Source organism: Acidovorax sp. NPDC077693, assembly GCF_044542805.1.
Classification (GTDB): Bacteria; Pseudomonadota; Gammaproteobacteria; order Burkholderiales; family Burkholderiaceae_C; genus Acidovorax.
Genome location: NZ_JBITVD010000010.1, coordinates 267,084 through 279,466 on the forward strand (window position 1 = coordinate 267,084; position 12,383 = coordinate 279,466).

The following is a 12,383-nucleotide window of genomic DNA, read 5'->3' on the forward strand; positions in this document are numbered from 1 at the left end:
GCAGACCTGTTCGGGCGTTGCCTTAGTCGGCCGTGTTGTCGCTGGCAGACACCGTGGCGCCGCCTTCGACGTCCGCCGTATCCGCCTGGGCTTCCATTTCTGCCGCTTCAGCGTCGGCGATGGCACGGCGCTCTGCGTCGTCCATGGCGTCCTTGGCCTTGCGTGCCTGGTGGTAAGCCATGCCGGTACCGGCAGGGATCAGGCGACCCACGATCACGTTTTCCTTCAGGCCACGCAGCTCGTCGCGCTTGCCCATGATGGCAGCCTCGGTGAGCACGCGGGTGGTTTCCTGGAAGGAAGCCGCCGAGATGAACGAGTCGGTGGACAGCGATGCCTTCGTGATACCCAGCAGCAGGTTGCTGTAGGTCGCGGCGATCTTGCCTTCGGAGTGCAGTGCATCGTTGGTGTTCAGGATCTCGGAGCGCTCGACCTGTTCACCGGCAATGTAGTTCGACTCGCCGACGTTCTCGACCACGACGCGGCGCAGCATCTGGCGAACGATCACCTCGATGTGCTTGTCGTTGATCTTCACGCCCTGCAAGCGGTACACGTCCTGCACTTCGTCCACGATGTAGCGCGACAGCTCTTCGATGCCCAGCAGGCGCAGGATGTCTTGCGGATCGGCGGGGCCGTCCACAATCGATTCGCCCTTGTTCACCACCTGGCCTTCGTGCACCAGGATGTTCTTTTCCTTGGGCACGAGTTCTTCGAACACGTGGCCTTCAGGATCGGTGATCTGCAGGCGGACCTTGCCCTTGGTTTCCTTGCCGAACGACACGGTACCGGTCATTTCGGCCAGCGTGCCCTTGTCCTTCGGAGTACGGGCTTCGAACAGCTCGGCCACGCGGGGCAGACCGCCGGTAATGTCGCGGGTCTTCTGACCTTCGACCGGGATACGGGCCAGCACTTCGCCGGGGCCCACGTCCTGGCCGTCGCGCACCTGGATCAGCGCGCCCACCTGGAAGCCGATGGTCACCGAGTGGTCGGTGCCAGGGATCTTCACTTCGTTGCCTTGCGCGTCGATCAGCTTCACCTGTGGACGAACGACCTTGGCAGCGCCGCGGCGCTTGGGGTCGATCACCACCAGCGTGGAAAGGCCGGTCACTTCGTCGACCTGCTTGGCCACCGTGAGGCCTTCTTCGACGTTCTCGAACTTGGTCTGGCCGGCGAACTCGGTGATGATGGGGCGCGTCAGCGGATCCCAGTTGGCGAGGATGGTGCCAGCCTTGATGGTCTGGTCGGCCTTCACCGTCAGCGTCGCGCCGTAAGGCACCTTGTGGCGTTCGCGCTCGCGGCCATGCTCGTCGTGGATGATGATCTCACCCGAACGTGCAATGACGACCAGCTCGCCCTTGGTGTTGCTCACGTAGCGCATCGTGGCGTTGAAGCCGATCACGCCATTGGACTTGGCTTCCACGCTCGACGCGATGGCTGCACGCGAAGCGGCACCACCGATGTGGAACGTACGCATGGTCAGCTGCGTGCCGGGCTCGCCGATGGACTGGGCAGCGATCACACCCACGGCTTCGCCGAGGTTGATCAGGCCGCCGCGGCCCAGGTCGCGTCCGTAGCACTTGGCGCACAGGCCGTAGCGGGTTTCGCAGGTCAGTGCCGTGCGCACCTTCACCTCGTCCACACCAGCGGCTTCCATCTCTTCGATGAGGTCTTCTTCCAGCATCACGCCGGCAGGCACCAGCACCGAGCGGTTCTCGGGGTGCAGCACGTCCTCGGCCGCGGTGCGGCCCAGGATACGGTCGCGCAGCGATTCGATCACTTCACCGCCTTCGACGATGGCGCGCATCAGCGAACCATTGGAAGTGCCGCAATCCTCTTCGGTCACCACCAGATCCTGCGTCACGTCCACCAGACGGCGGGTCAGGTAACCCGAGTTGGCGGTCTTCAGCGCCGTGTCGGCCAGACCCTTACGGGCACCGTGGGTGGAGATGAAGTACTCCAGCACGTTCAGACCTTCGCGGAAGTTCGCGGTGATGGGCGTCTCGATGATCGAGCCGTCAGGCTTGGCCATCAGGCCCCGCATACCGGCCACCTGGCGAATCTGCGCCGCAGAACCACGGGCGCCCGAGTCGGCCATCATGTAGATGGAGTTGAAGGACTCCTGGTCCACTTCCTTGCCGTGGCGGTCCATGACCTTCTGCTTGGACAGCTGGGCCATCATCACCTTGGACACTTCGTCGCCGGCCTTGCCCCAGATGTCCACCACCTTGTTGTAGCGCTCGCCGGAGGTGACCAGACCGGACACGTACTGCTGTTCGATCTCCTTCACTTCCTTCTCGGAACGCTCGATGATGCCGGCCTTCTGTGGAGGCACCAGCATGTCATCGATGGCGATCGAGATACCGGCGCGCGTGGCCAGACGGAAGCCGTTTTGCAGCAGCTTGTCGGCGAACACGACCGTTTCCTTCAGGCCGCACTTGCGGAAGGACACGTTGATCAGGCGCGAGATTTCCTTCTTCTTGAGCGCCTTGTTCATGTTGGAGAACGGCAGGCCCTTCGGAAGAATCTCGGACAGCAGTGCACGGCCGGCGGTGGTCTCCACGAGCGAGGTGGACGGAACGAATTCGCCCGTTTCCTTGTTCTTGGTCCACTCGGTCATGCGCACCGTGATCTTGGCGGCGAGTTCGACTTCGCCGGCGTCCAGAGCACGCTGCACTTCACCGGTATCGGCGAACACCAGGCCTTCGCCCTTGCCGTTGATGCGGTCACGGGTGGCGTAGTACAGGCCCAGCACCACGTCCTGCGAAGGAACGATGGAGGGTTCGCCCGATGCGGGGAACAGCACGTTGTTGGAGGCCAGCATCAGCGTGCGGGCCTCCATCTGCGCTTCCACCGACAGCGGTACGTGGACGGCCATCTGGTCACCGTCGAAGTCGGCGTTGAAGGCCGCGCAGACGAGGGGGTGCAGCTGGATGGCCTTGCCTTCGATCAGGATGGGCTCGAAGGCCTGGATGCCCAGACGGTGCAGCGTAGGCGCACGGTTGAGCATCACGGGGTGTTCCTTGATGACCTCTTCCAGGATGTCCCACACCACCGGCGTGCCGGATTCGACTTCCTTCTTGGCAGCCTTGATCGTCGTCGCGATGCCCATGGCTTCCAGGCGCGAGAAGATGAAGGGCTTGAACAGCTCCAGAGCCATCAGCTTGGGCAGGCCGCACTGGTGCAGCTTGAGCGTCGGACCCACGGTGATCACGGAACGGCCCGAGTAGTCCACCCGCTTGCCCAGCAAGTTCTGGCGGAAACGGCCCGACTTGCCCTTGATCATGTCGGCCAGCGACTTCAGCGCGCGCTTGTTGGCGCCCGTCATGGCCTTGCCACGGCGGCCGTTGTCCAGCAGCGAGTCGACGGCTTCCTGCAGCATCCGCTTTTCGTTGCGGGCGATGATTTCAGGGGCCTTCAGCTCCAGCAGGCGGCGCAGGCGCGAGTTGCGGTTGATGACGCGGCGGTACAGATCGTTCAGGTCGGACGTGGCGAAGCGGCCGCCATCGAGCGGCACCAGCGGACGCAGGTCCGGTGGCAGCACGGGCAGCACTTCGAGCACCATCCACTCGGGCTTGATGCCCGACTTCTTGAAGGCTTCCAGCACCTTCAGGCGCTTGGCGTTCTTCTTGACCTTGACTTCGGAGCCGGTCAGGTCGCCGCGCAGGCGTTCGATCGACAGGTCGATGTCGATGGATTCCAGCAGGTCCTTGATACCTTCGGCGCCCATCTTGGCGATGAACTCGTCGCCGTATTCCTTGCGCTTGGCGTCGTAGTCGTCCTCGGACATGATGCTGAACTTCTTCAGCGGGGTCATGCCTGGGTCGGTCACCACGTAGGCTTCAAAGTACAGCACGCGTTCGATGTCGCGCAGCGTCATGTCGAGCACCAGGCCCAGGCGCGATGGCAGCGACTTCAGGAACCAGATGTGCGCGCAGGGCGCGGCCAGGTCGATGTGACCCATGCGCTCGCGGCGCACCTTGGTCTGCGTGACTTCAACGCCGCACTTCTCGCAGATCACGCCGCGGTGCTTGAGGCGCTTGTACTTGCCGCACAGGCACTCATAGTCCTTGATGGGGCCGAAGATCTTGGCGCAGAACAGACCGTCGCGCTCGGGCTTGAACGTGCGGTAGTTGATGGTCTCGGGCTTCTTCACTTCGCCGAAAGACCACGAGCGGATCTTTTCGGGCGAAGCCATGCCGATGCGGATGGCATCGAAGTGCTCATCCGGCGTGAATTGCTTGAACAGGTCGAGTAGCGATTTCATAGTGACTCTTTCCTTTTCTGCTTAGGAGCGTTCCAGCTCGATGTCCAGGCCCAGCGAACGGATTTCCTTGACCAGCACGTTGAACGATTCCGGCATGCCGGCTTCGATCGCGTGCTCGCCCTTGACGATGGACTCGTACACCTTGGTACGGCCCACCACGTCGTCGGACTTCACCGTCAGCATTTCCTGCAGCACGTAGGCGGCGCCGTAAGCTTCCAGCGCCCACACTTCCATTTCCCCGAAACGCTGGCCACCGAACTGCGCCTTGCCGCCCAGCGGTTGCTGCGTGACGAGCGAGTAAGGACCGGTCGAACGGGCATGCATCTTGTCGTCCACCAAATGGTGCAGCTTCAGGTAGTGCATGTAGCCGATGGTCGTCGGACGCTCGAAGCGTTCGCCGGTGCGGCCGTCGAACAGGTACGCCTGGGTGCGCGTGGGCGTGAGGCCCTTGCGCTCGGCGATGTCGTCCGGGTAGGCGATCTTCAGCATGTCCTTGATTTCTTCTTCCGAAGCACCATCGAACACCGGGGTCGCGTACGGCACGCCATTGGTGAGGTTGACCGCCATGGCCATGAGGTCGTCGTCGCTCAGTTGCGACAGGTCCTCGGTACGGCCGCGGGAGTTGTAGACCTCTTCCATGAACTTGCGCAGTTCGGAAGCCTTGGCTTCTTCCTGCAGCATGTTGCCGATGCGCTGGCCAATGCCCTTGCCGGCCCAGCCCAGGTGGACTTCCAGCACCTGGCCGATGTTCATCCGCGAAGGCACGCCCAGCGGGTTCAGAACGATGTCGGCGGGGGTGCCGTCGGCCATGTAAGGCATGTCTTCGACCGGGACGATCTTGGAGACCACACCCTTGTTGCCGTGGCGACCGGCCATCTTGTCACCAGGCTGCAGGCGGCGCTTGACGGCCAGGTACACCTTGACCATCTTGAGCACGCCCGCAGGCAGCTCGTCGCCTTGCGTGAGCTTCTTGCGCTTTTCTTCAAAGGCCAGGTCGAAGCTGTGGCGCGTCTGCTCCAGAGCGTTCTTGATGGACTCGAGCTGCGTGGCGACTTCGTCTTCCGCGGGGCGGATGTCGAACCAGTGGAACTTCTCGACCGACGCCAGGTAGGCCTTGTCGATCTTGGTGCCCTTGGCAAGCTTTTGCGGGCCGCCGTTGGCCACGCGGTTGTTCAGCAGCTTCTCGATACGGTCGAAGGCGTCGGCCTCGACGATGCGCAGCTGGTCGTTCAGGTCCAGGCGGAAGCGCTTGAGTTCATCGTCGATGATCTGCTGGGCGCGCTTGTCGCGCTGGATGCCTTCGCGGGTGAACACCTGCACGTCGATCACGGTGCCCGACGAGCCCTGGTCCACGCGCAGCGAGGTGTCCTTCACGTCGGAAGCCTTCTCGCCGAAGATGGCGCGCAGGAGCTTCTCTTCGGGCGTGAGGGTGGTCTCGCCCTTGGGCGTGACCTTGCCCACCAGCGTGTCGCCGGGTTGCACTTCAGCGCCCACGTAGATGATGCCGGACTCGTCCAGACGGTTCAGCTGCTGCTCCGACAGGTTCGGGATGTCGCGCGTGATTTCTTCGGCGCCCAGCTTGGTGTCGCGGGCCATGACCACCAGTTCCTCGATGTGGATCGAGGTGTAGCGGTCTTCGGCCACCACGCGTTCGGAGATCAGGATCGAGTCTTCGAAGTTGTAGCCGTTCCAGGGCATGAACGCGATCAGCATGTTCTGGCCGATGGCGATTTCGCCGAAGTCCGTCGATGCGCCGTCGGCGATCACGTCACCCTTGACCAGCTTGTCGCCCTTCTGGACGATGGGACGCTGGTGGATGTTGGTGTTCTGGTTGGAACGCTGGTACTTGATGAGGTTGTAGATGTCCACACCCACTTCACCGGCCACGGCTTCCTCGTCGTTCACGCGCACCACGATGCGGGTCGCGTCGACATAGTCGACGATACCGCCGCGGGTGGCCGTGACCACGGTGCCCGAGTCCACGGCAGCCACGCGCTCGATGCCCGTGCCCACCAGGGGCTTTTCAGGACGCAGCACAGGCACGGCCTGGCGCGACATGTTGGCGCCCATCAGCGCGCGGTTCGCATCGTCGTGCTCCAGGAACGGAACCAGCGATGCCGCCACCGACACGATCTGCGCGGGCGACACGTCCATGTACTGCACGCGGTCTGCGCCGCACAGGATGGATTCACCCTTCTCACGGGCAGAGACCAGGTCACCGGTCAGGCGGCCGTCCTTGTCGAGCACGGCGTTGGCCTGCGCGATCACGTACTTGCCTTCTTCGATGGCCGACAGGTAGTCGATCTCGTTCGTCACCGTGCCATCGGCCACGCGGCGGTACGGGGTTTCGATGAAGCCGTACTCGTTCAGGCGTGCGTACAGCGCCAGCGAGTTGATCAGGCCGATGTTCGGGCCTTCAGGCGTTTCGATAGGGCAGACGCGGCCGTAATGGGTCACGTGCACGTCGCGCACTTCGAAGCCGGCACGTTCGCGGGTCAGACCGCCCGGGCCCAGTGCGGAAACACGGCGCTTGTGCGTGATTTCGGCGAGCGGGTTGGTCTGGTCCATGAACTGCGACAGCTGCGACGCACCGAAGAACTCCTTCAGGGCGGCCGAAATCGGCTTGCTGTTGATCAGGTCGTGCGGCATCAGCGGCTCTTGCTCGGCCTGGCCCAGACGCTCCTTCACAGCCTTTTCGATACGTGCCAGGCCCGTGCGGTACTGGTTTTCGGCCAGTTCGCCCACGCAGCGCACGCGGCGGTTGCCCAGGTGATCGATGTCATCGACTTCGCCGTTGCCGTTGCGCAGGTCCACGAGGATCTTGACCACGGCCAGGATGTCTTCGTTGGACAGCACCATGGGGCCGGTGGATTCGTTGCGGCCGATCTTGGCGTTGAACTTCATGCGGCCCACGCGCGACAGGTCGTACGTGTCGGGGTTGTAGAACAGGCGCTGGAACAGGGCCTGCACGGCGTCTTCCGTCGGCGGCTCGCCGGGACGCATCATGCGGTAGATGGCCACGCGGGCCGCGAACTCGTCCACCGTTTCGTCGATGCGCAGCGTCTGCGAGATGTAGGCGCCCTGGTCGAGTTCGTTGGTGTAGATGACCTGCAAGTCCTGCACGCCGGCCGAGCGCAGCTTCTTGAGCAGTGCTTCGGTCAGTTCGTCATTCGCCTTGGCAATGATTTCACCGGTGTCCGCATCCACGATGTTGCGGGCCACGACGCGGCCGATCAGGAAGTCTTCGGGCACGCTGATGTGCGTGGTGCCGGACTGCTCCAGTTCGCGGGTGTGGCGGGCCGTGACGCGCTTGTCCTTGGCCACGACGACCTTGCCGGACTTGTCGGTGATGTCGAAACGGGCCACTTCGCCGCGCAGGCGCTCGGAGACGAACTCCATCTGCGCGCCGCTGTCCATCAGGCGGAAGTTGTCGTTGACGAAGAAGTTCGCCAGGATCGATTCGGGGTTCAGGCCGATGGCCTTGAGCAGGATCGTGACCGGCATCTTGCGGCGACGATCCACGCGGAAGTACAGGATGTCCTTCGGGTCGAATTCGAAGTCCAGCCACGAGCCGCGGTAGGGGATGATGCGCGCCGAGAACAGCAGCTTGCCCGAGCTGTGCGTCTTGCCCTTGTCGTGCTCGAAGAACACGCCGGGCGAGCGGTGCAGCTGGGACACGATCACGCGCTCGGTACCGTTGATGATGAACGAGCCCTTGTCGGTCATCAAAGGCACTTCGCCCATGTAGACCTCTTGCTCCTTCACTTCCTTGACCACCTTGGACTGCGACGTCGAGGACTCGCGGTCATAGATGATCAGCTGGACCTTGGCACGCACGGCCGAGGCGAACGTCAGACCACGGGTCTGGCACTCGCGCACGTCGAAGGCGGGCTTGGCCAGGTTGTACTCGATGAACTTCATCTCCACAAAACCGTTGTGGGAGACGATGGGGAAAGCGGCGTCGAACGCAGCCTGCAGGCCTTCAATGGTGCGTTTCTGCGGTGCTTTATCTGCCTGCAGGAATGCGGTGTATGCGTCCTTCTGCATTTGCAGCAGATAAGGAACTTCGAGCACGCTATCGCGGGTGCCGAAGCTCTTGCGGATTCGCTTGCGTTCGGTGTAGGAATAGGCCATGAGATCTCCGGGCAAAGACATGAGTCCTGGGTCTTCGACGACTGACCCGCATGGAGAGGTTTCCGTGCGGGCTTGGCGGTTGGCCACTACCAACCATGGCGGACGGTGATGCGTTGCACATCACCCGAACCAAGGCGTCTTCTGCTGTCGGGATTGACAGAAGACACTCGAAAACCGACTGGGGTTTTCGGGTGCGCTCTGAAAGCACCAAAGGCTGGAGGCCCGCGAGGAGCACTCCAGCCCTTGAAGGGGACTGAATTACTTCAGTTCAGCCTTGGCACCGGCTTCCACCAGCTTCTTGACTGCTGCTTCGGCGTCAGCCTTGGCAATAGCTTCCTTGACGTTCTTTGGAGCGCCGTCCACCAGATCCTTGGCTTCCTTGAGGCCCAGGCCGGTGATTTCGCGCACAGCCTTGATGACGGACACCTTGTTGGCGCCGGCTTCGGTCAGCACCACGTTGAATTCCGTCTTCTCTTCAGCAGCTGCAGCGCCGCCGCCGCCGCCGCCGGCAGCAGGTGCAGCCATGGCTGCAGCGCTCACGCCAAACTTCTCTTCAATGGCCTTCACCAGGTCATTGAGTTCCAGAACCGTCATGCTGTCCAGAGCGGTCAAAAATGCGTCTTTATCGAATGCCATTTTTATTTCCTAACAATTAGTTGGTTGTCTGCCGGGCTATCAAGCCGCAACAGGTTCGGCGGCCGTTTCGGCTGCGCCTTCGCCTTTTTTCGCCGCCAGTGCGCCCAGCACAACGGCCGTACGCGACATGGGGGACATAAGCAAGCCACAAATCTGAGCCAGCAAAACTTCCTTGGAAGGAATGTTGGCCAGTTGCTTAACGCCGTTGACATCCAGGGCCTTGCCACCGAAAGCGCCACCGCGAATCACCAGCTTGTCGTTGGTTTTCGCGAAATCGGCCACCACCTTGGCGGCGGCCACAGCGTCTTCGGAGAAGCCATAGATGAGCGGACCGGTCATCTGGTCTGCCACAACGTCAAATGCGCTACCTGCCACAGCACGGCGAGCCAGGGTGTTCTTCAGAACACTCAGGGTCACGCCCTTGCTGCGAGCATCAACACGCAGTTTGGTCATGTCGGCGACCGTGATGCCACGGTATTCCGCGATCACAAGCGTTTGAGCTTTAGCGGCGAGGCTGGTCACTTCACTGATGACCGCTTCTTTCTCACTGCGATTAAGACTCAAGGTCTACTCCTTAAAATGCGCACTCGGCGGTTGCCTCATGCGCGCTCTTGTTGCAGCGACCAACTGTTTCGGAAAAATTTTCCATCTGCAGCGGGATCGCCATCTGCGTTGGTGCCTTGTGTGGCTTTAAGCGCGACCTGATCGCGCACCAACGGTCTTGGATGGCCTGCGGCTGCCTTGGCAGCCCCAGCCCACCACATCGGGCCTGCCCGTGAAGGCCGGCCCGAAGATTTCTTGCAATTACGCTGCAGCGATGGTTTGCGTATCCACGCGGACACCCAGGCCCATCGTGGAAGACACGGCCACCTTGCGCAGGTAGACGCCCTTGCTGGTAGCTGGCTTTGCCTTGGTCAGGGCATCGATCAGTGCAGCCAGATTGCCTTGCAGCTTGTCGTTGTCGAATGAGCGGCGGCCGATCGTGCTGTGCACGATGCCGGCCTTGTCGACGCGGAACTGCACCTGGCCAGCCTTGGCGTTTTTCACGGCCGTGGCGACGTCAGGGGTCACGGTGCCGACCTTGGGGTTGGGCATCAGGCCACGTGGGCCCAGGATCTGGCCCAGCGTACCCACGACGCGCATGGCGTCAGGGGCAGCGATCACCACGTCGAAAGGCATGTCGCCGGCCTTGACCATGGCGGCCAGGTCGTCCATACCCACGATGTCGGCGCCAGCAGCCTTGGCTTCTTCAGCCTTGGCGCCTTGGGCGAACACGGCCACGCGGGTCGTCTTGCCGGTACCGTTGGGCAGCACCACGGCGCCGCGAACCACCTGGTCGGACTTCTTGGCATCGATGCCAAGCTGCACGGCGACGTCGATGGATTCGTCGAACTTGGCCGTAGCGGCGTCCTTCACGATCGCAACTGCTTCAGCGAATGCGTACAGCTTCGTGCTGTCAACCTTGCCTTGCAGGGCTTTTTGCTTCTTAGTCAGCTTGGCCATTTTACAAACCCTCCACCGTCACGCCCATCGAGCGTGCAGAGCCAGCCAGCGTGCGCACTGCGGCGTCGACGTTGGCAGCGTTCATGTCCTTCATCTTGGTCTTGGCGATCTCTTCGAGCTGTTCGCGCGTGATCTTGCCGACCTTCGTCTTCAGTGGGTTCGAAGAACCCTTGTCGAGCTTGATGGCCTTCTTGATCAGGGTCGTCGCTGGCGGCGTCTTGATGATGAAGGTGAAGCTCTTGTCTGCAAAAGCCGTGATGACCACGGGCAATGGCAGGCCTGGCTCAACGCCCTGGGTCTGCGCATTGAATGCCTTGCAGAACTCCATGATGTTGAGGCCACGCTGACCCAGTGCCGGGCCGATAGGTGGGGATGGGTTGGCTTTACCAGCTGGAACTTGCAGCTTGATGAAACCGACGATTTTCTTCGCCATGTTTTACTCCTTGCGGGTGATGACGCCATCCGCTGCACCATGCAGCATCGGCTCCCCGGGGTTAAGACTCTCTCCTGACAATCACCGCGCCGAGTCGAAAGCGCGGGATCCGAAATGTGTGGTCCTGCCTGACGGCAGACCTGCGGCCTGGGCCGAAAGGCTTAGGTCTTTTCGACCTGACCGAATTCCAGCTCGACGGGCGTGGAGCGACCGAAGATCATCACAGAGACGCGCACGCGGCTCTTTTCGTAATTGACTTCTTCGACCGAGCCATTGAAGTCCGTGAACGGGCCTTCCTTGACGCGCACGAGCTCGCCCACCATGAATTCGATCTTGTGGCGCGGCTTTTCCGTGCCTTCCTGCATCTGGCTGACGATCTTTTGCACTTCGTCTTCAGAGATGGGGGCAGGACGGTTCTTTGCACCACCCACGAAGCCGGTCACCTTGCTGGTGTGCTTCACCAAGTGCCAGGTGTCGTCGTCCATGATCATTTCGACGAACACATAGCCGGGGAACAAGCGACGCTCGGTCGTCTTGCGCTGGCCGTTCTTCATCTCCACCACCTCTTCGGTGGGCACCAGGATGCGACCGAACTTGGTCTCCATGCCCGAACGGGCGATGCGCTCCTGGATGTTGCGCTCCACCGCCTTTTCCATGCCCGAGTAGGCATGAACGATGTACCAACGCAGGTCAGGGTTGGCGGAAGCAGAAGCGCCAGAAGGAGCCTCAGCTCCAGTGATTTCCGTAGCGCTCGTCATGACTTTCTCCATCCCAAAATCAAGTCGTACAAGACCCACTCCAGCGTCTTGTCGGTGAACCACAGGAAAAGCGCCATGATCACCACGAAGGCGAACACATACGCGGTCATCTGCAAGGTTTCCTTGCGGGTCGGCCAGACGACCTTCTTGACTTCACGCCAGGCTTCCTGGGCGAAGGCGACGAACTGGCGGCCTGGCTCCGAGATCAGGAAGACGGCAACTGCCGCGATCAGGCCGACGATCAATGCGGCCCACTGGACGATTGCACCTTGCTTGCTCAGCAAATAGAAACCAGCCACCGACGCAATGACCAAAGCCACCACTGCCGCGAGCTTGGCTTTGTCTGCGCCTGTATTGACGGTCTCAACCTGTGAAGTGGCCATGTTTGAGTAATTCCTGCTACGAGTCCCGGCGTCGCTTAAGACACCGAAGCCCGCCAGGGTCTGGCGGGCTTGTTGAGGGCCACTTTCAAGTGGCAGGGGCAGTAGGAATCGAACCTACAACCTTTGGTTTTGGAGACCAACGCTCTGCCAATTGAGCTATACCCCTGTATCTGCCTTGCTTGAATTAAGCAATGATCTTGGCCACGACGCCAGCGCCCACGGTGCGGCCGCCTTCGCGGATAGCGAAGCGCAGACCTTCTTCCATGGCGATGGGG

8 protein-coding genes, 1 tRNA gene and 1 pseudogene are annotated in these 12,383 nt (G+C 61.7%); all 10 read right to left on the bottom strand.

The window, feature by feature from the left end; all coding sequences use genetic code 11:
• Positions 1–22 precede the first annotated feature (22 nt).
• On the bottom strand, positions 23–4,261 hold the full coding sequence (gene rpoC, locus ACIGHN_RS16260; protein WP_056410076.1) for a DNA-directed RNA polymerase subunit beta': 4,239 nt from the start codon (positions 4,259–4,261) through the stop codon (positions 23–25).
• Between the two features lie 21 nt (positions 4,262–4,282).
• The gene (rpoB, locus tag ACIGHN_RS16265; protein ID WP_396505181.1) at positions 4,283–8,395 is read right to left on the bottom strand and encodes a DNA-directed RNA polymerase subunit beta; all 4,113 of its coding nucleotides are present in this window, start codon (positions 8,393–8,395) and stop codon (positions 4,283–4,285) included.
• 258 nt (positions 8,396–8,653) lie between these two features.
• On the bottom strand, positions 8,654–9,031 hold the full coding sequence (gene rplL, locus ACIGHN_RS16270) for a 50S ribosomal protein L7/L12 (protein ID WP_056410080.1): 378 nt from the start codon (positions 9,029–9,031) through the stop codon (positions 8,654–8,656).
• Positions 9,032–9,070: 39 nt separating this feature from the next.
• Positions 9,071–9,595, bottom strand: coding sequence for a 50S ribosomal protein L10 (gene rplJ / locus ACIGHN_RS16275; protein ID WP_056165010.1), 525 nt, complete (start codon positions 9,593–9,595; stop codon positions 9,071–9,073).
• 240 nt (positions 9,596–9,835) lie between these two features.
• Positions 9,836–10,534: a 50S ribosomal protein L1 gene (gene rplA / locus ACIGHN_RS16280; RefSeq protein WP_056410082.1), complete on the bottom strand. Its 699-nt coding sequence runs from the start codon at positions 10,532–10,534 to the stop codon at positions 9,836–9,838.
• A 1-nt stretch (position 10,535) separates the two neighbouring features.
• Positions 10,536–10,967: a 50S ribosomal protein L11 gene (rplK, locus tag ACIGHN_RS16285; RefSeq protein WP_007850051.1), complete on the bottom strand. Its 432-nt coding sequence runs from the start codon at positions 10,965–10,967 to the stop codon at positions 10,536–10,538.
• Positions 10,968–11,128: 161 nt separating this feature from the next.
• Positions 11,129–11,725, bottom strand: a complete 597-nt coding sequence (nusG, locus tag ACIGHN_RS16290) for a transcription termination/antitermination protein NusG (RefSeq protein ID WP_056410084.1) — start codon at positions 11,723–11,725, stop codon at positions 11,129–11,131.
• On the bottom strand, positions 11,722–12,108 hold the full coding sequence (gene secE / locus ACIGHN_RS16295; protein ID WP_056410086.1) for a preprotein translocase subunit SecE: 387 nt from the start codon (positions 12,106–12,108) through the stop codon (positions 11,722–11,724). Before secE ends, nusG begins: the two co-directional genes overlap by 4 nt.
• A gap of 90 nt (positions 12,109–12,198) precedes the next feature.
• Positions 12,199–12,274, bottom strand: a tRNA-Trp gene (locus ACIGHN_RS16300).
• An 18-nt stretch (positions 12,275–12,292) separates the two neighbouring features.
• Positions 12,293–12,383: pseudogene (locus ACIGHN_RS16305) on the bottom strand (elongation factor Tu); the annotation flags it as partial.

Bases quoted from the DNA above. Each gene is read 5' to 3' on its own strand.
- secE (WP_056410086.1), bottom strand. From the start codon at position 12,108: ATGGCCACTTCACAGGTTGAGACCGTCAATACAGGCGCAGACAAAGCC.
- rpoB (WP_396505181.1), bottom strand. From the start codon at position 8,395: ATGGCCTATTCCTACACCGAACGCAAGCGAATCCGCAAGAGCTTCGGC.
- nusG (WP_056410084.1), bottom strand. From the start codon at position 11,725: ATGACGAGCGCTACGGAAATCACTGGAGCTGAGGCTCCTTCTGGCGCT.
- rpoC (WP_056410076.1), bottom strand. From the start codon at position 4,261: ATGAAATCGCTACTCGACCTGTTCAAGCAATTCACGCCGGATGAGCAC.
- rplK (WP_007850051.1), bottom strand. From the start codon at position 10,967: ATGGCGAAGAAAATCGTCGGTTTCATCAAGCTGCAAGTTCCAGCTGGT.
- rplA (WP_056410082.1), bottom strand. From the start codon at position 10,534: ATGGCCAAGCTGACTAAGAAGCAAAAAGCCCTGCAAGGCAAGGTTGAC.
- rplL (WP_056410080.1), bottom strand. From the start codon at position 9,031: ATGGCATTCGATAAAGACGCATTTTTGACCGCTCTGGACAGCATGACG.